18 protein-coding genes and 2 tRNA genes are annotated in these 19745 nt (G+C 42.6%); 19 read left to right on the plus strand and 1 reads right to left on the minus strand.

The features are described from left to right. The first annotated feature begins 1 nt into the window (after position 1). From DWZ93_RS07670 to DWZ93_RS07710, 9 genes are all read left to right on the plus strand, one after another. A complete protein-coding gene (locus DWZ93_RS07670; protein WP_118452473.1) occupies positions 2-850 on the plus strand; it encodes a carbohydrate ABC transporter permease in 849 nt (282 codons plus the stop codon). A gap of 88 nt (positions 851-938) precedes the next feature. After that, positions 939-1907, plus strand: coding sequence for an alpha/beta hydrolase (locus DWZ93_RS07675; RefSeq protein ID WP_158574295.1), 969 nt, complete (start codon positions 939-941; stop codon positions 1905-1907). Further along, positions 1904-2290 carry a hypothetical protein gene (locus tag DWZ93_RS07680; protein ID WP_118383075.1) on the plus strand — a complete coding sequence of 129 codons (387 nt, stop codon included), beginning with the start codon at positions 1904-1906 and terminating at the stop codon, positions 2288-2290. The genes DWZ93_RS07675 and DWZ93_RS07680 overlap by 4 nt, the downstream gene beginning before the upstream one ends. A gap of 5 nt (positions 2291-2295) precedes the next feature. After that, positions 2296-3285: a DUF3810 domain-containing protein gene (locus tag DWZ93_RS07685; RefSeq protein WP_118452475.1), complete on the plus strand. Its 990-nt coding sequence runs from the start codon at positions 2296-2298 to the stop codon at positions 3283-3285. A gap of 103 nt (positions 3286-3388) precedes the next feature. Then, positions 3389-3460 (plus strand) — tRNA-Glu (locus tag DWZ93_RS07690). A 26-nt stretch (positions 3461-3486) separates the two neighbouring features. Then, positions 3487-3557, plus strand: a tRNA-Cys gene (locus DWZ93_RS07695). Between the two features lie 129 nt (positions 3558-3686). After that, complete coding sequence (locus DWZ93_RS07700) at positions 3687-4874, plus strand: MFS transporter (RefSeq protein ID WP_118452476.1); 1188 nt, start codon at positions 3687-3689, stop codon at positions 4872-4874. A gap of 85 nt (positions 4875-4959) precedes the next feature. Then, entirely contained in the window at positions 4960-6405 is a 1446-nt protein-coding gene (locus tag DWZ93_RS07705) for a carbon starvation CstA family protein (RefSeq protein WP_118452477.1), read from the plus strand. Between the two features lie 34 nt (positions 6406-6439). Continuing rightward, a complete protein-coding gene (locus tag DWZ93_RS07710) occupies positions 6440-7447 on the plus strand; it encodes an ATPase P (RefSeq protein ID WP_118383073.1) in 1008 nt (335 codons plus the stop codon). Between the two features lie 79 nt (positions 7448-7526). On the opposite strand, the gene DWZ93_RS07715 is transcribed toward DWZ93_RS07710, so the two are convergent. Beyond that, positions 7527-8402, minus strand: a complete 876-nt coding sequence (locus DWZ93_RS07715) for a LysR family transcriptional regulator (RefSeq protein WP_118452478.1) — start codon at positions 8400-8402, stop codon at positions 7527-7529. A gap of 287 nt (positions 8403-8689) precedes the next feature. Between DWZ93_RS07715 and ilvD the strand changes: the two genes are divergently transcribed. The 10 genes from ilvD (at position 8690) to DWZ93_RS07765 (ending at position 19678) form a co-directional block, all read left to right on the plus strand. After that, complete coding sequence (ilvD, locus tag DWZ93_RS07720; RefSeq protein WP_118452479.1) at positions 8690-10369, plus strand: dihydroxy-acid dehydratase; 1680 nt, start codon at positions 8690-8692, stop codon at positions 10367-10369. Positions 10370-10419: 50 nt separating this feature from the next. Further along, positions 10420-11301, plus strand: coding sequence for a sulfite exporter TauE/SafE family protein (locus DWZ93_RS07725; protein WP_118383070.1), 882 nt, complete (start codon positions 10420-10422; stop codon positions 11299-11301). Between the two features lies 1 nt (position 11302). Beyond that, positions 11303-11530 (plus strand): tautomerase family protein, encoded by a 228-nt coding sequence (locus DWZ93_RS07730; protein ID WP_118383069.1) that lies wholly within the window; start codon positions 11303-11305, stop codon positions 11528-11530. Positions 11531-11548: 18 nt separating this feature from the next. Then, entirely contained in the window at positions 11549-12583 is a 1035-nt protein-coding gene (locus DWZ93_RS07735) for a proline racemase family protein (RefSeq protein ID WP_118452480.1), read from the plus strand. Positions 12584-12631: 48 nt separating this feature from the next. Further along, positions 12632-13615 (plus strand): ornithine cyclodeaminase family protein, encoded by a 984-nt coding sequence (locus DWZ93_RS07740; protein ID WP_118383068.1) that lies wholly within the window; start codon positions 12632-12634, stop codon positions 13613-13615. A gap of 368 nt (positions 13616-13983) precedes the next feature. Next, positions 13984-14763, plus strand: coding sequence for a sulfite exporter TauE/SafE family protein (locus DWZ93_RS07745; RefSeq protein ID WP_118383067.1), 780 nt, complete (start codon positions 13984-13986; stop codon positions 14761-14763). A 70-nt stretch (positions 14764-14833) separates the two neighbouring features. After that, entirely contained in the window at positions 14834-16219 is a 1386-nt protein-coding gene (locus DWZ93_RS07750; RefSeq protein WP_118383066.1) for an SLC13 family permease, read from the plus strand. Between the two features lie 172 nt (positions 16220-16391). Next, positions 16392-18170 carry a glycoside hydrolase family 2 protein gene (locus tag DWZ93_RS07755; RefSeq protein ID WP_118452590.1) on the plus strand — a complete coding sequence of 593 codons (1779 nt, stop codon included), beginning with the start codon at positions 16392-16394 and terminating at the stop codon, positions 18168-18170. Between the two features lie 96 nt (positions 18171-18266). Then, complete coding sequence (locus DWZ93_RS07760; protein ID WP_118452481.1) at positions 18267-18776, plus strand: RNA polymerase sigma factor; 510 nt, start codon at positions 18267-18269, stop codon at positions 18774-18776. Positions 18777-18778: 2 nt separating this feature from the next. Then, the gene (locus DWZ93_RS07765) at positions 18779-19678 is read left to right on the plus strand and encodes a zf-HC2 domain-containing protein (protein ID WP_118452482.1); all 900 of its coding nucleotides are present in this window, start codon (positions 18779-18781) and stop codon (positions 19676-19678) included. Positions 19679-19745 lie beyond the last annotated feature (67 nt).

Genomic DNA, 19745 nt, shown 5'->3' on the forward strand with positions numbered 1-19745 from the left:
TATGTATACAAAGAAATTAACAACAAAACAGATCATCTTAAAGATTCTCCTTTACTTTGTGGTGATTGATATATGTATTTTTACATTATATCCATATTTTGCAATGTTTTGTTCGGCATTGAAGAGCCGTGCGGAAATTTTTTCTGTCAATGGTACGATCTTACCTGTTGAACCGATGTGGTCTAACTTTATTGATGTCTGGAAAAGAGCTCCATTGGCACAGTATGCAATTAATTCACTGCTGATTGCCGGAGGATCTACATTACTTGCAATGCTTTGCGGAATTCCGGCTGCATATGCGTTGTCACGTATGAAATTTAAGGGAAAAACAGCGTTCCTTGGTTTCGTAATCGTATCGCAGATGTTTGCGCCGGTGGTACTGGTAATCGGTATCTATAAGGTTATGGCAGTTCTTGGATTTACGGACAGTATTGTCGGACTGATATTTGTAAATGCGGCATTTAATCAGGCGTTTACGATCTGGTTGCTGCGTGGTACATTTATGAGTATTTCACCGGAGATGGAGCAGGCGGCAACGATTGACGGCTGTACAAGAATCCAGGCATTGATCCGTATTCTGCTTCCGGTGGCTGCACCTGGTATCGTTACTACATTGATTTTTATCTTCATCAATGCATGGAACGAATATACGGTTGCATTGACATTAATTTCTACCGACACAAGCAAGCCATTAACAGTCGGTATCAATATCTTTAATGGATATAATATGATTGAGTGGCAGTATCTATTTGCAGCATCACTGTTTGCGATTCTTCCGGTTGTAATTCTGTTCATGGGAATTGAAAAGAATCTGACAAGTGGATTGACTGCTGGTGGTGTAAAGGGATAAAATATAATAGAAAGTAAACATATTAGGGCGGGATATGGAGCGTATCCCGCCCGCTTTCTATAGAATGATATATGACAGGAGTGATGTTATGAAAGCGCGAAAAGGTATCTGGGCTGTGCTGGCAGGAGTGACAGGAAGTGCAGCCATGATGACAGCATTGATTTACAGGCAGGTATTCGTGTGTCCAAAGAAAAGACCGGAACAGGTGAAATTCCCGTTAGGGTCTCAGTATCAGCCGTATAAAGAGCAGGCAGAGGAACTGAGGAAGAAAATCAGGGAACTTCCGTATGAAGAGGTGAGTGTTAGGTCGCAGGATGGATTGAAATTGTATGGCAAGTATTATGAACAGAAGCCAGGCGCACCGTTGGAGATATTGTTCCATGGTTATCATGGTGCGGCAGAACGCGATTTTTGTGGTGGATTCTGGCTTGCCAGAGAGGCAGGACATAATGTGATTCTTGTAGATGAGCGCGGACACGGAAAAAGTGAAGGAAGAGTTTTAAGCTTTGGTATCAAAGAACAATACGATTGTCTGGAATGGACAAAGTATGCGACAGAACGGTTTGGGGAAGACACGAAAATTGTGCTTGGCGGCATTTCCATGGGAGCTGCTATCGTATTGTTGGCAGCAGGGCTTGATCTGCCGAATACAGTAAAAGGCATTCTGGCAGACTGTGGATATACCTCTCCGAAAGAGATTGTACAGAAGGTGTCAGGAGACCGCGGACTACCGGTGAAGATCATGTATCCGTTGGCAAGGCTGGGGGCGAAGCTGTTTGGACATTTTGATCTGGAAGACGGAAATACAGAGGAAGCGCTTCGAAAATGTAAGGTTCCGGTATTGTTTATCCATGGCGAGGATGATCGTCTGGTACCATGCGAGATGAGCCGGAGAAATTATGAAGCATGTGCATCTGAAAAGATGATCTTTACTGTACCAGAGGCTGGACATACCTTGAGCTATATGGTAGATTATGAGGGATATCGGGAAACGGTATCTGCATTTATGAAGAAAATCGGATGCGAAACTGACAGAGAAACTGAGAGGTCGGAATGATCGACAGCACAAATCCTATGAAGGAGGTGCCGGAAGTGGCATTTTTAAAGAAAGAAAAGAAGAGACTGGTATTCCGCCTTGATAAGTCTGCAAGTGAGATTGTCGAACTGCTGGAGCATCCGAGGTTTGAGGACAATATCAAATATACATTTGAGAAAAATACAGGTACATATACATTTGCCATTACGAAGATACCATACCAGCTTGGCAAGCATCGTCCTGTGAATTACAGACTCTGGTTTGAACAGGGGAAAACAGGAAATTATCTGCTGATAGAAGCAGAAGAAGAGAAAAGCTTATTCGTTACATCCAATCAGGAGCCGGAGATTTACCGCTTCTTTATTCAGGTGTGCGGATGTGAACCTGTAGCAGCGGTGGAGTAACGAGTATGGCACAGTGGTATTCGGAACATATCTATCCGTGGATTGTATCGCTGATAGGAAGATTCTTTGGTATATTTCCATTTTCCGTGGCAGAGTTTTTGTTATATGCAGGGATTTTGTTGCTTGTTGGATCGTTAGTGCGGATCATATACCGGTTAATAAAGAAGAAAGCAGATAAAAAAGAAGGACTCCGGTATTTACGGAGGCTTGGCATAATAGCACTGATTCTGGCGGCCTTATATATGACAAACTGTGGGATTAATTATCACAGGAATTCCTTCGCGGAGAGTATCGGACTAAAAGCAGACACTTATACGGTGGATGAGTTAAAAGGCGTGTGTATGGAGCTGACAGAACGAGTTAATACATATGCCGGACAAGTGGAACGAGATGCGGATGGCGTGATGGTGCTGAGCGGTAATGAGCGAGAAGAAGCGGTTGCTGCAATGGAGCGTCTGGGTGAAAAGTGGGACGTGTTGGCAGGTTATTATCCAAAGCCAAAGCCGCTTGCTTTTTCGGCGTTTCTGTCAGTGCAGAATCTGACAGGGATTTATTCGCCGTTTACGGTAGAGGCGAATTATAATCAGGATATGACGCCGTATAATATTCCATTTACGGCATGTCATGAATTGTCCCATCTGCGAGGATTTATGCAGGAGGAAGAAGCGAATTTTATCGCATGGCTGGCATGTAAAGATGCGCCGGAGACAGAACTGCAGTACAGTGGCAGTATGCTGGCGTGGATTCATTGTATGAATGTGCTGTATGAAGAAGAACGGGCGGCATGGTCAGAAATTCGGGAAATATTGTCAGAGGAAGCAGACGTAGATCTGAGGGAAAACAGCAAATTCTGGGACAAATGGGACGGCGCTGCGGCAGAAGTGTCGGAGCAGATCAATGATAATTACCTCAAGGCGAATGGACAAAAAGATGGCGTACAGAGTTACGGAAGGATGGCGGATCTGGTAGTAGCGTATTATCTGTGGGAAGAATAAAAACTCCGAACATAAATATTTAAATTAAAAAGAAAAAACGCTTGCATTTTATAAAAAGCTATGTTAATATAATTAACGGTCACTGCTTGAGCGGTGACGATATGGCTCCATGGTCAAGCGGTCAAGACATCGCCCTTTCACGGCGGTAACCCGGGTTCGATTCCCGGTGGAGTCACTGCACAAGAGTGCATTATATGTTAAGGCGCCATAGCCAAGTGGTAAGGCAAAGGTCTGCAACACCTCTATCACCAGTTCAAATCTGGTTGGCGCCTCTTAAGAAGCCTCAGGAAATTTCCTGAGGTTTTTTTGTACGTCGAGCAGGTGTCAGCCTATTCGATTATTGTGATAAGCCGGGTGAAATATGATAGAATGAAAGAAAATTCTCATCAGGGAGGAAATGTATGAATCTTACTTACCGATATAGTGCGATACAGTTTACACACTGGGCGTCATCGACGGGAGCTGCGGTCTTTGCGACGACATATCTGTTAGATAAAGGGATCCATTCTGGTGTGGTGGGTGTCTTGTTGGCGTTGGCAGGAATTTGTTCCTGTCTGACACAGCCGGTTCTTGCATCTTTTGCGGATCGGACAGAAAAGTTTGTATTAACGCAGATGATGATTATCATGTCTGCATTATGCGGCGTGTGCTTTATTTTGCAATTGATTCCGGGAATTCCGGTGATGTTAATGGCCGTGTTTTATATGGTCGGCATCTGGAGCAGTGATACGATGGTTCCGTTGTTAAATTCGATTAGTGTTGCTTACAATGATGCAGGATATTTTGTGAATTATGGCGCAGCCCGTGGAGTTGGGGCGGTGGCAAGCGCTATGTCGAGTCTGATCGTGGGATGGGTGATCGTAAAATTTGGTATAACCTGGATGCTGATACTTTTGCTGGCAGTAAGACTTGGGAGCGTGATCGTGCTGGTGGGATTCCCACAGATCGAACAAAGCAGATTACTGGTCAGAGAAGAACAGAAAAGTCTTTCCATTTATGAGTTCTTTATTCATTATCGCTGGTACTGTATATCTTTGCTTGGAATAGCTTTTCTGGGAATGTTCCATGCAATGACAGAAAACTATCTGATCGTGATTATGAATGCACTGGGCGGCAATAGCAGTCACGTAGGCATTGCCCTGTTTATTGAGGGAGCGGTGGCAGCACCTGCAATTTTCTTTTATTATAAAATACGAAAGTTGTCGAGTGACACGAATCTGCTGAAGGTTGCGGCAGTCTCTTTTCTTATAAAAGCAGTTGGCTTTTATTTTGCCGGAAATATAACAACCGTTTATCTGCTGGAAGTGCTTCAGATATCGTCTTATGCATTGCTGGCACCGGCTCAGGTGTATTATGCAAAAGAGAAAGTAAAAGCTAACGATATGATAAAGGGACAGGCATTTATGACAGCGGCTTATGCGTTGGGATGCTCGGCAGGTAATTTTGCCGGAGGACAGCTTTTGAACTGGGGTGTAAGTGCAATGCTTGGGGCAGGTATCGTTATGGCATTGGCGGGAACAGTGCTTGTATTTGTAACGGTGACAAAGAAGGATGCAGAAAACTGTAGAAAATTAACGAAAATTTTATAAAATCACTTGAATTTTTATGAAATAAGCCTATAATAAGAATCGGTTAAGAAAATGTTAAGAATTAGAGAACATTGGAGGTGTTTGTATGATTAGTTTCATCATTTGCTTAGCGCTTCTTATAGGAGGCTATTTCGTTTATGGAAAAGTGGTAGAAAACACATTTGCGCCGGATGACAGAGAGACACCGGCAGTCAGGATCAATGATGGTGTTGACTATGTGGTAATGCCACAGTGGAAGTTGTTCCTGGTACAGCTGCTTAATATCGCAGGACTGGGACCAATCTTCGGAGCAATGCAAGGTGCATTGTGGGGACCGGTTGTATTTTTATGGATTACATTCGGTACAATCTTTGCCGGTGGTGTACATGACTATTTTTCAGGTATGCTTTCTGAAAGAAATGGAGGAGCATCTATTTCAGAGGTATGTGGTATTTATCTTGGAAATGTAATGAAGAATGTCATGCGTGTATTCAGTGTAGTACTTCTGGTTATGGTTGGTACGGTATTTGCAGTAGGACCGGCAGGACTGATTGTTACGTTGCTTAGCAATAAAGGAGTTACCGGTGCATTTGCTAATCCGGAAGTATGGCTGTGGATCATCCTGGCATATTACTTTATTGCAACATTTATTTCTATTGATAAGATTATAGGTCGTATTTATCCGATTTTTGGTATCTGCCTGATTATCATGGCAATTGGTGTTATCTTTGGTATCTTTACAAATCCAAGTTACACGATTCCTGAGATTTGGAGCCATTTTACCAATATGCATCCGGCAGGCAAGCCAATCTGGAGCTTTATGTTTATCACAGTAGCGTGTGGAGCTATTTCCGGATTCCATTCAACACAGTCACCACTTATGGCACGGTGTATGAAGTCTGAGAAGCAGGGACATTTCGTATTTTATGGTGCCATGGTTGCTGAAGGTGTAATCGCATTGATCTGGGCAGCAGCAGGATGTGCTATTTACAAAGTGACAGGTGGACTTAGCACAGGATTGAATGATATTCTTGCTAATGGACAGTCAGCAGCTATCTATGATGTATGTATCAAGACAATGGGTACTGCAGGTGTTGCACTTGCCATGGTTGGTGTTATTGCCTGTCCGATTACTTCCGGTGATACAGCGTTCCGTAGCGCACGACTGGTACTTGCAGACTGGTTCAAGATTGATCAGGGTAAGATGCAGAAACGACTGGTATTGTGTGTTCCGCTTCTTGCTGTTGGCGCATTTGTCGGACATCTGGATTATTCCATCGTATGGAGATACTTCAGCTGGACCAACCAGACACTGGCTATGATCGTTCTGTGGACAGCCAGCATGTATCTGTTCCGTGAGAAGAAGAATTACTGGATCACAGCAGTTCCGGCAACATTTATGAGCGCGGTTTCTGTAACTTATTTCACCTGTGCAGAAGAGTGTCTGGGATTATCTACAGCAGTAGCTTATCCGGCAGGTATTATATTTGCAGTATTGTTCCTGGGTATTTTTATCCATGCGACAAAGAAGCCGATGAAAGAGCAGGCATAAGAGCATAAGAATAAGATAGAAACGAGATGATAATATGTTTAAACCACATAGATTAGGAGAGATATCCATTCCGGATGACGAATTACTGATTGATAAGAAGAACTGTAGAAAGATCGGACCTTGTGGAATTGGTGAAAAAGCGTTATATTTGAATAGTTTTTATATTGACAGAATATATTACATACCGATCCGTTCTGTAAGGAGGATTTTTAAAAGGGTTGCAATGAGTAAAGGCGGCTTCACGGGAAAAGGAGTATTTGGAACATTATCCTATCTTGTGGTTGCATATGGCAATGGTCAGGAAAAGCAATGCAATTTCAAACACGAAGAAGATGTGGACCGGTTCCTTGCTTATATAGAGGAAGCGTATCCGGACATCCCGGTGCATAGTGTGGAGGCAGAACGTAAGCTGGCAGAGAAAGAACGAAGGCTTGCGGAAAGACAGCGAGAGGTCAATGTAACTGCAGAGACAAGGAAGTGTCTTGACAGACTGGAACAGGCAGAAAAGTTTCTGAAAAATCAGTCTGATATTTATGTGGATCTCAGCCAGTCTGCTAAGAAGAAGCGAATCTATGACAGAAGCAATCCGGCATATAAATGGGTGGCACTTGCCGTTGTTATTATGGGTGCCGGTGCATTCGTATATGGTGTCTGGGCGTTGCTGACGCATGCGGGATTCGGAATGTATTTCCTGTTGTTTGGTCTGGCGGCAATCTTCCTGTTTGCGGGAGCAAATGTGCTTCCTACATCCAGAAATAACCGCAACTATATAGAAAAGCAATTGGCAGATTCTATTCGTGCGATGGAAGATTATATTAAGGATTATCCGGATTTTCCGGTGCCTGCGCATTATGCGCATCCGATCGTGTTGGAAAGGATGCAGATGATTCTGAGAACAGGACGTGCAAGAACGATTCCGGAAGCATTGCAGATTCTGAAAAAAGATCTGAAAGCGTTGAATTCAAGTGTTATAGTTGAACAGGAGGAATATGAGGAGATTATTGCAATCAAACCAATGTTTCTCGTAATGGATTATAAGTAATGTAAATGAAAAGCCTGAGATTACATGAGGTATAAGGTCATGTGGTCTCAGGCTTTTTTTGTTTGCCGTTATGTTGCTGTTATATTAATTTACATTCGTTATTTCCTTTGGTGGCGAATGTTAGGAATTTATTCAGTGCAGGGGTCGGTTCAGGAGTCTCGGAATAGGCAACGACCAGGTTCCTGCGCAAGTGTTCGGTAAATGGACGGACACAGACGTTGAACGGAATGTTATGCAATAAGAGTTTTGGAAGTACGGTAATGCCGAAACCCTGTTCTACCATTTTAATGGCAGTGTAATCCTCGTTAATGCGGAATCTTATATTAGGTATAATGTGGTTCATGCGCAATAATTTACCGGTCTCGTAGTCAAAGTCATCTGCCGAAAGGATAAAATCCTGACCGTCAATATCAGCGAAAGATACAGTCAGTTTATTGGCCAGTGGGTGGTCCAGAGAAGTAACCAACACAAGCTCATCTATTCCTATAGGAAGGCATGGAAGATCTTTGGCTACGTATTGTGAAACAAAAATACAGTCCAGTTCTTTTTTGTGGATTTTTTCAGTAAGCCGTTGAAAACTATCTACATAAAGCTGGAATGTGATGTTTGGATATTCGGATGAAAAATTCTTCAATACACCGGGAAGCCAGTGGTAAGCAATACTTTGAATCGTACCGATGCGTATAAAACCGCTGTTTAAATTGTTGATATTGGCTGCAATCTGCCCGATACGTTCATTGCAGGCACGCATATTTTTCAGCTCGGTAAAAATAGGTTCTGTTCCGGGCAGTGGTTCCATTCCGTTTTTGGAACGCTTAAATAATTTAAGCCCGATTTCTTTTTCATAATTACGGATTGTCTGACTGACGGCGGATTGTGTGTAGTTATGTTTGGCTGCTGCTTTTGAAATGCTTTGATTCTCGTAAACATCGAGAATTATATCGTATTTTGACATGTAAGAACCTCCGTTCTGATGAAGAATGTTATCTTTCTATCATATTTTATAAAAAATATCATTAATAATCAATTCATCTATCGATATTATTCGTTAAGTTTTCTGAATGATGATATTAAAATAACTGAAAAATAGAGCATAAATAAGGGGAATTCATTAAACTTAAGGAAAACTGAATTGTTATATTATTTTTGCGAGCTTTTCAATGTTAAAAAAATAGCATACTATGTGACCAGAAGATAAAACCGTACGGACGTAAAAAATACAAATCTTAAGGAGGTAATCACATGGGTTACAGTTATTGGAACGGAGCAGAAGCAGCGCATCGAAGAGTTATGATGAAGGCAGCAGGTTATTCAGATGAGGATATCCGCAAGAAACCACACATCGGAGTACCGAATTCCTATATGGCAGGTTCTCCGGGAACGGCACATCTGAGACAGGTGACAGAGGCTGTGAAAGAAGGAATCTGGGCAGCAGGAGGAATTCCGGTAGAATTTGGAATTCCGGCTACTTGTGGTAATGTGGCCAATGGTGCTGATGAGATGAAGTACGAACAGGTAGGAAGAGATATCGTAGCAATGTCCATTGAATTTGTGTCCAGAATACATAACTTTGACGCTATCTGTTGTGTGGCTTCCTGTGATCTGATCATTGCCGGATGTTATCTGGCAGCGTGCAGACTGGATATCCCGGCTATGGTAGTGACCGGTGGATCTATGCAGGCCGGTAATCACTGTGGAAAGACAGTTGTAGAAGCGGACCTCGATGCGGCAAGATTCTCTGGGGCATCTGAAGAAGAATTATTTGATATGGAAGAATGTGTATGCCCATCATTTGGTGCATGTCCATCCATGGGAACAGCCAATACCATGCAGATGTTGGGAGAGGTATTGAACCTTGTAATGCCTGGCACATCTACAATTCCTGCATCGGATAATGCAAGACTTCGTGCCGCAAGAGCAGCCGGAAAATATATGGTACAGCTTGCCAAATCTGGAAGAACACCAAAAGAGCTGATCACGAAAGATGTTCTGGAAAATGCGATCATGTTTGATATGGCAGTCGCCGGATCTACCAATGCGGTGCTCCACATTCTGGCATATGCATATGAGTTGGGAATTAAGATCACATTAGCAGATTTTGAAAAATACGCAAAAGAGATTTACTGTATCAACGCGGTTATCCCAAGTGGTCCGTATACGGTTGTAGATTTCCATTATGCGGGCGGTGTAAAGCAGGTGATGAAACAGCTTGCCGGTAAGCTTCATACAGATGCGCCGACCATGTATGGAAACACCTGGGGTGAGATTCTGGATACGGTTAAGAGTGAGCCGAATAAGGTGATCCATTCGATGGAAGATCCGGTAGCAAAGGAGCCGGGACTTAAGATTCTCCGCGGCAACATATCTCCGGCAGGAGCAATTGTACGTCCGACAGCTGTCTACGAAGAAGTAATGTATATTAAAGGCGCAGCAAAAGTATATGAATGTGACCAGGATGCATATAAGGCAATCATGGCTGGCGAGATCGTGGCGGGAGATATTCTGGTTATCCGTTACGAAGGCTGTAAAGGAGCACCTGGTATGAAGGAGCTGATGCTCAGTATTGATGCACTGATCGGACTTGGATTGGATAAGAAAGTTGGTTTGATCACAGATGCACGTTTCTCTGGATTTAATTATGGAGCAATTGTTGGTCATGTTTCTCCGGAAGCATATGATGGCGGCGTGATTGCACTGATAGAGAATGGTGATGAGATTGAGATGGATATTGCAGGAGGTACTGTAAATCTTCTGGTATCTGATGAGGTGCTGGCTGAAAGAAGAAAATCATGGGTGCGTCCACCACTCAAGCAGCAGAAGGGTGTGCTGAACATCTATGCTCAGAACTGCAGACCGGCGGAAGAAGGCGGAGCAATGCAGCCATGGGCACTGGATGCAGATTATGGTTACCATCACGAATAGTTACTGTTAACGATTACGCATAGTGAGAAAGGATAGATTGGGGAACGGGTATGATTACAATATTAAGAATAGCAATCGTAGTGTTTGTTGTATGGTTTTTCTATCTGTTGGTGAAAGACGGCAGAGAAAATGGCTCGAAGGATGTTCCGATGAAGACAAAAGTTCTTTATGGAATTATGGGGTTTATACTAAATCTTCTGGATACGCTGGGAGTTGGAAGTAATGCGACACAGGCAGCATTTTTCAAATTTACCAAGCTTAGTCCGGATGAAGAACTTCCGGGTAATGGCAATGTTATCTTTGCCATTCCGGTAGGTGTGGAAGCACTGCTGTTTCTGAAAATCGTGGAAGTAGAGCCGGTCACATTATTCTCTATGTTGATAGCAGCAATGCTTGGCGGCATTGTGGGATCAAAAGTAATTACAAAGCTTCCGGTTCAAAAGATCCGTATGATTCTGTCAGTAACGCTTCCGTGTGTGGCAGTACTGCTGGTAATGAAAGTCAATGGATTTGGACCATTCGGCATGTTAGGAACGGCAACAGGACTCAGTGGCGGCAAGTTGATCTTGTCAGTTGCTATTAACTTTATCCTTGGCATGCTGATGTGTGCGGGTGTAGGTCTTTATGCACCATGTATGGCGCTCTGTGCATTAGTGGGAATGAATATTACTGTTGCATTTCCGATTATGATGGGTTCCTGCGCATTGCTGATGCCGCCTGCAAGTCTCGAATTTGTGAAGTCTGGAAGATACAATAGAGATGCAGCAGTCATCATGAGCATTACCGGTGTCATTGGTGTATTGATCGCGTATTTTATTGTCAAATCTATGCCAACAACAATTCTGACATATATCGTTGCAGTAGTACTGATCTACATGGCAATCAGCTTTGTTGTATCAAATCAGAAAGAGAAGAAAAAGGGAGAAAATTAATATGCCACATATCAGTGTAAAATTATATCCAGGAAAAAGTGAAGAAATGAAAGAGAATCTGGCAAAGGCAGTAAGAAAGGCACTTGCTGAGGAATCAGGTGTATGGTCACCGGACGATATTTCCGTATCTATGGAAGAAATTGCACCGGACAAGTTTGAAGCAGAGACGAAAGCAAGCTTCAAAAAGGATGAGTTATTGATCGACTCAAAATATATTAATTTTAAGTGATTTTGGAGGCACACGGCAATGGATTACAAGATAAATGTCAATTTTGACCGGTTTGAGGAGCAACTGAAGGTCGTGGATGCGCATACCATGGGAGAGTTTTGTAGAATTCTGGTAGGCGGTATCCCGGAACCGCAAGGCAACACGATGATTGAAAAGAAAAAATGGCTGGAGGAGAACTGCGATTACATCCGTACAGCATTGATGTTAGAGCCGCGCGGACATCATGATATGTTTGGTGCAGTACTTTGCGAGCCGGTACATGAGGAAGCGGATTTTGGCGTTGTATTCATGGAGACAGGTGAATTTCTGAATATGTGCGGACACTGTACAATTGGTACAACAACGGTTGTTATCGAGGCGGGTATGATTGAGTCCCATGAGGGTGAGAATGAGGTTGTGCTGGATACTCCGGCAGGTATCGTAAGAACAAAAGCCATGGTGAAAGATGGAAAGGTAGAGAGTGTAACTCTGACTAATGTGCCGGCATTTGTATATCTGGAGAATCAGACAGTAACGATTGACGGCAAAGAGATTCATTTTACCATTTCATTTGGTGGAAGTTTCTTCGCATTGGTAGACAGCGAACAGCTGGATATCGGACCGATCAATGCAAAGACAGTTCCTGCATATACAACACTTGGTATGAAAATACTGAAAGAAGTCAATGAGAAGATTCCGGTTAAACATCCGGAACTGGATATTGATACTGTGGATCTGGTAGAGTTCTACGGCCCGACACCGAATCCGGATAAAGCAGATATGCGTAATGTGGTTATCTTTGGCGATGCGCAGGCCGATCGTTCTCCATGCGGTACGGGAACGAGTGCGAAACTTGCAACACTATATAAGTGGGGTGAGATTGGCGTAGGTGAGCCATTTGTATACGAGAGCTTCATGGGTTCACTGTTTAAGGGTGAGATCAAAGAAGTGACCAAGGTGGCAGATTATGATGCAGTAGTGCCGAAGGTAACAGGAAGCTGTTATCTGACCGGCGTGGCTACCTATCTGATCGACGGCAAGGATCCGCTGAAGTATGGATTCCTGATCGGATAAAAACAGATAACAAAATGGATGATATTGCAATTGGAGGATTAGATTATTATGTTATTGCTTTCCAGAGAAGATATTAAAAGTGTAATTACAATGAAGGATATTATCGAAGCGGATAAAAAGGCCTTTAAAATGGTAGTGGACGGTACAGTGGATACACCGCTTCGTACAGTTGTCAACGGTAAATATGACGGAGCATTTTTGTTTATGCCGGCATATGCACCAGAGATGGATGCAGCAGCAATGAAGGTCATTAACATTTTTCCACACAATATTGATAATGGACTTATGACGTCACCGGCGCAGGTAATGCTGATTGATGGAAAGACAGGCTACGTGATCGCGATGCTTGACGGTACTTATGTGACACAGCTCAGAACGGGTGCGTCTTCTGGTGCGGCGTTTGATCTGCTGGCTAAGAAGGACTGCAAAAAAGGAGCTATGATCGGTACAGGCGGACAGGCAGCGACTCAGCTTGAGGCAATGCTTGCGGCAAGGAAGCTTGAAGAAGTGAAGATCTTTGACCTGAATGAGGAGAGGTGTAAGGCATTTGCAGAACAGATGCAGGAAGAACTAGCTTCTTATGGCGCCAAGATCCTTCCTGCAGCAAGCTCAGATGAATGTATCGAGGATGCAGATCTGATCATTACGGTTACACCTTCACCAAAGCCGGTGTTTGACGGAACAAAAGTAAAGGCCGGTGCAACAATCAGTTGCGTAGGTACCTATGAGCCTCATAAACACGAGATGGATCCGGCTATCCTGCCAAGAGCATCTAAGATTATCTGTGATTCCAAAGAAGCAGCGCTGTCTGAGACAGGAGACTTGCTGATCCCGATTGCTGACGGAATTATTACAGAAGATGATATCCAGGGAAGCCTTGGAGATGTGATCAATGGCAAGATTAAAGGCAGAGAGAATGACGACGAGATCATTGTATATGAGACTGTCGGAGTGGCTGCACAGGATCTGGTGGCTGCAAAGGTAATCTATGATAAGGCCGTAGAAGCAGGAAAAGGACTTGTCTGGGGATAAGCCCGGTTAACTATGACAGATTAGGTGAATAAAATTGTAAATAGTGTGTGCTGAAAGCAGATGATATTTGTCATCTGCTTTTTGCATGTAAAGATATTTAACAAAAAAAGGTTGAATAAGAGAAAATATATGATAAAAGCGGAGCACTGTGTTAAAAAAATATCGGGTAAATTACCTAATTCTTATAAACGACCTGGAAAAATGGGTAATATTCCCTATGGAATCCCACCCGAGTAGCTACTTTTCTGAGAAAGGATTGTTTGATATTCTTTTAACAGGAATTGAATAGCGAATTCAAACAAAAGAAAAACAAAAGGAGGATAGTAAAGACAACACATAATAAATTAAACAACTTTAGGGGGTAAATTATGACTTTTGAATTTAATTTTGTACTTGTTGGTTTGATGCAAATTGTAGGTTTCTTTGTACAGGGATGTACAGGGTTTGGATGTACCGTAATCGCTGCGGCAGTTACAAATGGTTTACTGGGAACGACAGAAGGTGTTCCGTACGGAACATTGATCACACTTCCATTCTTATATTTTCTTGGTATTAAGGCATTTAAAGAAGTCTCATGGAAGGATCTTGCCAAGATCATAGTATTGTGTATGCCGGGTATTCTCGTAGGAAACTATCTGTTCCATGCGATCAGTCCTGTAGTAGCTAAAATCTGTATTGGTGGAATGGTTACTTTTATTGCATTGATGAATATTTACAAACATATTATCAAGCCGCTTGTTCTGAAGAAGAATGAGGAAGAAGAAGCAGATACAACATTTAAGAAAGTGCTTCGTTATGGATGTCTGATTCTCGGTGGCGTTGTACACGGTGCGTTCAACATTGGAGGACCACTGATTACAGTATATACGATCTCTGCTGTAAAAGAAAAAGAAAAATTCAGAAATACTATGAATATGGTATGGGTTATTTTGAATACATGGAATGCATTCTCACAGTTCAGAAGCGGCGTAGTTACACCGCATTTGTGGAGTGCACTTGCGGTTGGTGCACCGATGGCAGCAGTTGGTTTCTTTGTGGGTATGGCATTCCTGAAGAAAATTAATAAAGAGACTTTCCTGCGTATCGTATATTGTGTATTGCTGTTTGTTGGAGCAAACATGCTGATCACAAGCTTACTTGCGCTGTAATAGTTGCCTGATGGCAGATTTCTAAGTTATACAAAATCATGTAAAAAATTTAGAAATGGATTGAGAGACGATGGAAAAAAATACAAATAAAAAAACGATCATCGGTTGGGGGGTGACAATCCTCCTGCCACTGATCATTGGAGTAATCCCTGTGCAGGGAATGTTTACAGAGGATCTTAGAAAATTCTTTATGATTACGGTGTTTGTAATTTTGATTATAGCGTTTGAGTTGATACCGAAACTGGCTGCTTCGATTTTGCTGCCAACGTTATATCTGGTTACAGGTCTGGCACCGGTGGAAGTTGCATTTGGCTCATGGACCAATACTACCGTCTGGATGGTACTTGGTGGACTGGTGTTCAGTGCTGTATTGGAGGAATGTGGACTTCTGGAACGAATTGCATATTTTATCATTACAAAATGTGGAGGAACATATGTAGGAACAGTATTTGCCTGCTTTGTAATAGGCATTATCCTGAACCTGATTACATTCTGTAATGGATGGCTGGTTGCCAGTGTACTGGTATATGGTGTATGTAAAGCAATGGGATTAAAGCCATCAAAAGAATCTGCACTGTTGTGTTTTGCTGGTACAATCGGTGCAACTGGATGTACCGTGTGTCTGTATTATCCAGGATACTTTTCTATCATAGAAGGATCTGTGCGCGAGTTTATTCCGGACTATACTATGACAATGACTTCTTCGTTGAAATACAATGGATGGTTCATCCTATGGTGTATTATTTGTATCTTGATCCTGATGAAGGTATATCATACCAAGGATCTGAAGACTAGTGCTGGCAAGGAAATACTGGAAGAACATTATAAAAGTCTCGGTCATATTACTGGCAAAGAAAAAAGAGGTATTATTCTGGTGCTGATTCTTCTTGTGTATCTTTGCTCTACAAGAATCACGGGTCTTCCGGCAGCATATGGATTCATGGTAATATCAGTACTTGTATTTTTACCGGGAATCGGTATTGGAAATGAAGGAACGGTTAAAAAGATTAACTTTACAACGGTATTTTTTGTGTCATCTTGTCTGGAAATTGGTATTGCGGGAGCTGCCGTTGGATTCGGAGATTTCCTTACATCAATTGCGGTACCTGCATTACAGGGAAAAGGAATGTTGTTTGTATGTCTGGCATTTATCATTATCGGAATGATCGCAAATCTTTTTATGACGCCGTATGCGATGCTCGGAGGTTTGTCACTCCCATTTGCGCAGATGGCAGTTTCATTGGGAATGAGTCCGGTTACAGCATGTATGTTGCTTCTGTACTCTTGCGAAGTATTGTTCTTCCCATATGAGTCAGCTGGTAATCTGATCATGTATGAGTTTGGAATGATGTCTATGGGACGTTTTGTAAAGGAAATGACATTAAAAGCTGTTATTATGATTGTCGGATTTGTTGTAGTGATGTATCCGATGTGGAAATTAATGGGATTTTTGTAAATTATAATTAGATATTCTCTTGAAAGAGTCTTTTGTTCTTTTGTGAAAGAATAAAGGGCTCTTTTTATGTACGTTGGGTAGTTGTCAACCTGTTCGATTTATGATTGATGCAGAGAAGCTGCGTTATTATAATGAGAGTAAATATACAAATGTCAGGGAAAGGGGATGGCTTATGAAGCAGTTATATACCAGATGGGGAAAGAATATAGATCCGGAACATGTACTTTCGGAGTATCCGCGACCGTTGCTTGTCAGAGATTCATATATCAATCTGAACGGATATTGGGAGTATGCATTTACGGATGCTTTTCAGAAGCCGGAGAAATACGATGGAAAGATATTGGTGCCATTTTCACCGGAAGCAGTACTGTCAGGAGTGAATCGTCAATTGCAGCCGGAGGAATATCTGTGGTACAAGCGTACCATAGATGTGAATGAAGTACAGTTGAAGAAGCATCGTCTGATTCTTCACTTTGGAGCAGTGGACCAAGCATGTGTTGTGTATGTGAATGGACATCAGACTGGCAGACATACGGGAGGATATCTTCCGTTTGAACTGGATATTACCGATGCTGTGCATGATGGGGCAAATGAACTTACAGTAGCTGTGAAAGATCGCAGTGATACATCTTATCACGCCAAAGGGAAGCAAAAAATAAAAGCAGGTGGCATGTTTTATACGGCTCAGAGCGGTATCTGGCAGACCGTATGGATGGAATACGTACCGGAAGTATATATAACAGAACTGGAAGCAATACCGGATATAGATCGGAACGTGGTAAGAATCTGTGTTCACGCGTCTGAACCGGAGCAGAAGTGCCGGATTACAGTGCATCAAGCGGCGATTTATCCGGAGGCAATGGAATGTTCAGAAGATGTTTTTGACATGTTTGAAATACCTGAGACGGTGATAACAGAAACTAAAGGGAACACAAGTGCATGGATTGAGATACCTGTTCCGGATGCCAGATTATGGACATGTGAAGAACCGTATCTGTATTATTACAAAGTAACAATGGGTGAAGATCAGATAATCAGTTATTTCGCCATGCAGAAGTTTTCACTGGAGCCGGATGCAGAGACAGAAGGGTTTCCACGTATCTGTCTGAATGGAAAAGAACAGTTTCAGAATGGTGTGCTGGATCAGGGATATTGGCCGGAGGGATTGTATACACCACCGTGTGATGAGGCATTTATCTTTGATATTACAGAAATGAAAAAGACTGGATTTAACATGGTACGCAAGCATATTAAGATCGAACCGCAGAGATGGTATTATCATTGTGACCGCCTTGGCATCGTAGTATGGCAGGATATGGTAAATGGCGGGGAACGATATAAGCACTGGTTTGTGACTTACCTCGCAACGGTAATGTCGTGGCTTAAGATTCCGATGAGAGACATTTATCCGAGCCTGCTTTCCAGAAAGAATAAGGCCGGACGTCTGGAGTTTGTCCGGGAAATGCGTGAGACGGTGTATGTACTGAAAGGACATCCGAGCATCGCATCCTGGGTAATCTTCAATGAAGGCTGGGGACAGTTCCAGACGGAGGATATGACAAGGCTTCTGCGTGAAATGGATCCGGATCGTCTGATCGATCAGGCGAGCGGGTGGTTTGATCAGGGTGGCGGAGATTTCTCAAGCCTGCATAATTATTTCTTTGGACTATTTATTCGTCCGGAAAGAAAGCGCGCATCAGCATTATCGGAATACGGAGGATACAGTTATCCGGTAAGCGGACATACGGCGTGTGAAAAACAATACGGATATGGAGCATGTAAGACCAGAGAAGAGCTAAATAAACGCTGTACAGAACGGGCAGATAAGATGCGGGAACTGATTTCAGAAGGACTTTGTGCCAGCGTTTATACGCAGTGGTCAGATATCGAAGAAGAAGTGAATGGAGTCTATACCTATGACAGGAAAATCAGGAAGATTGATCGGGTATAAAATTTCGGATATCAGATTTTAAAAAAATCAAATAAATTTATATTTGCTGTAACGAAATGCTGTGTGCGGAGTCTTATTGGCAAAGGGGGTGAGGAGATGCAATTTGAAGAAATATATGCGCGATATTATAAAGAAGTGTATTATTATCTGCTGTCATTGGATGGAAACAGAGAGACTGCGGAAGAACTGACGCAGGAAACATTCTTTCGTGCAATGAAAGCCATTCATAAGTTTAAAGGGGAATGCCAGTTGGGAACATGGCTGTGTCAGATTGCAAAACATACTTACTTTTCCTGGAAGAAAAAACATAGGCGTGAAGTCATAAGCGATAGTCCGAAAGAGCTGGAAGAGGACAGGCTGAGGAGTAATCAGTTAGAGAGAGCGTTGGATGAGCAGGTGGGGAGACGGCAGGAATCCATGGAAATCTACCGGATACTGCACGACCTGGAAGAGCCATATAAAGAAGTGTTTACTCTGCGGGTATTAGGAGAATTGTCATACCGTGAAATCGGTGAGGTGTTCGGACGAAAAGAAGGCTGGGCGAGGGTGACATTTCACAGAGCAAAGATTAAGATTCAGCAGTTGATGCAGAAAGGCGGACGGTGAATATGAAGAAGGAATGTGCGATTGTACAGGATATGTTGGTGTTATATGAAGATGACTGCCTGCAGGAAGAGAGCAGAAAAATGGTAGAGGATCATATTGCAGAGTGCCAGGAGTGCAGATGGGTCTATGAAGCGTCTGAAAAAATGCAGGATATACAGGTGCAGACCCAGACAGAATCAGATCTTCAGATACAGAAAAGTGCGTCTCAAATTATGAAAAAAATAAAAAGACGAACAACATTGAAAGCAGTTATCGGTATCGTATTGATTGTGGCAGTTATAATCGGTGGACATGTTTTTTGCAACCATATAACGGATAGCGAGTGGGGGTATTCAGAAATGCTCTATGGTATTGCGTCCGGCGATGTAGAAGTAACCCAATTGTATCAGCTTTCAGGTGGTGATATATATTGTATATTAAAGAGCAGTAAGAGTATTGGAATACAATCCATGACAGGGCTTAAGGATCCGGCAGAGTTAAGCGATCAGAATGAAGAACAGACGCTGGAATATCGGATGCGAGGAAGAACTTTCTGGGAGACTGTCTCTGAACCGGAGATTAAGCAGAGTACCATCATATTTCCGGTCAGATTAGAAGGAATATCAGAAGAAACCAAGCAGGAGTATACTTGTTATGCGAAACAGGTTGTATTTTATGGTAAGACAATGTCGGATAAAAAGGTGATCTGGAATGAAGGCCAGGATATCGCAAAAGCACCGGATGAAATTGAATACCGTGCAATTCGTGCATATCTGGAGAATGGCAATGTGGAAAAGGCATATGCAGAATGCGAGAGCCTGGGCTGGGACAGTGCCAAAATTATCGCAGAAATCGGGAAACAGACATCACAGGGTGGAATGTACGAGGATGCAGGTGTACCGATATTGGTGAATGAAAAATAGATTTGAAAGAAGCAGTCCGCAGGTGAAATAAAGAAGATTCACCTGCGGACTCTGTAAACTAAAATTC

It is taken from the genome of Dorea sp. AF36-15AT (assembly GCF_003477705.1).
GTDB classification, from domain to species: domain Bacteria; phylum Bacillota; class Clostridia; order Lachnospirales; family Lachnospiraceae; genus Claveliimonas; species Claveliimonas ammoniilytica.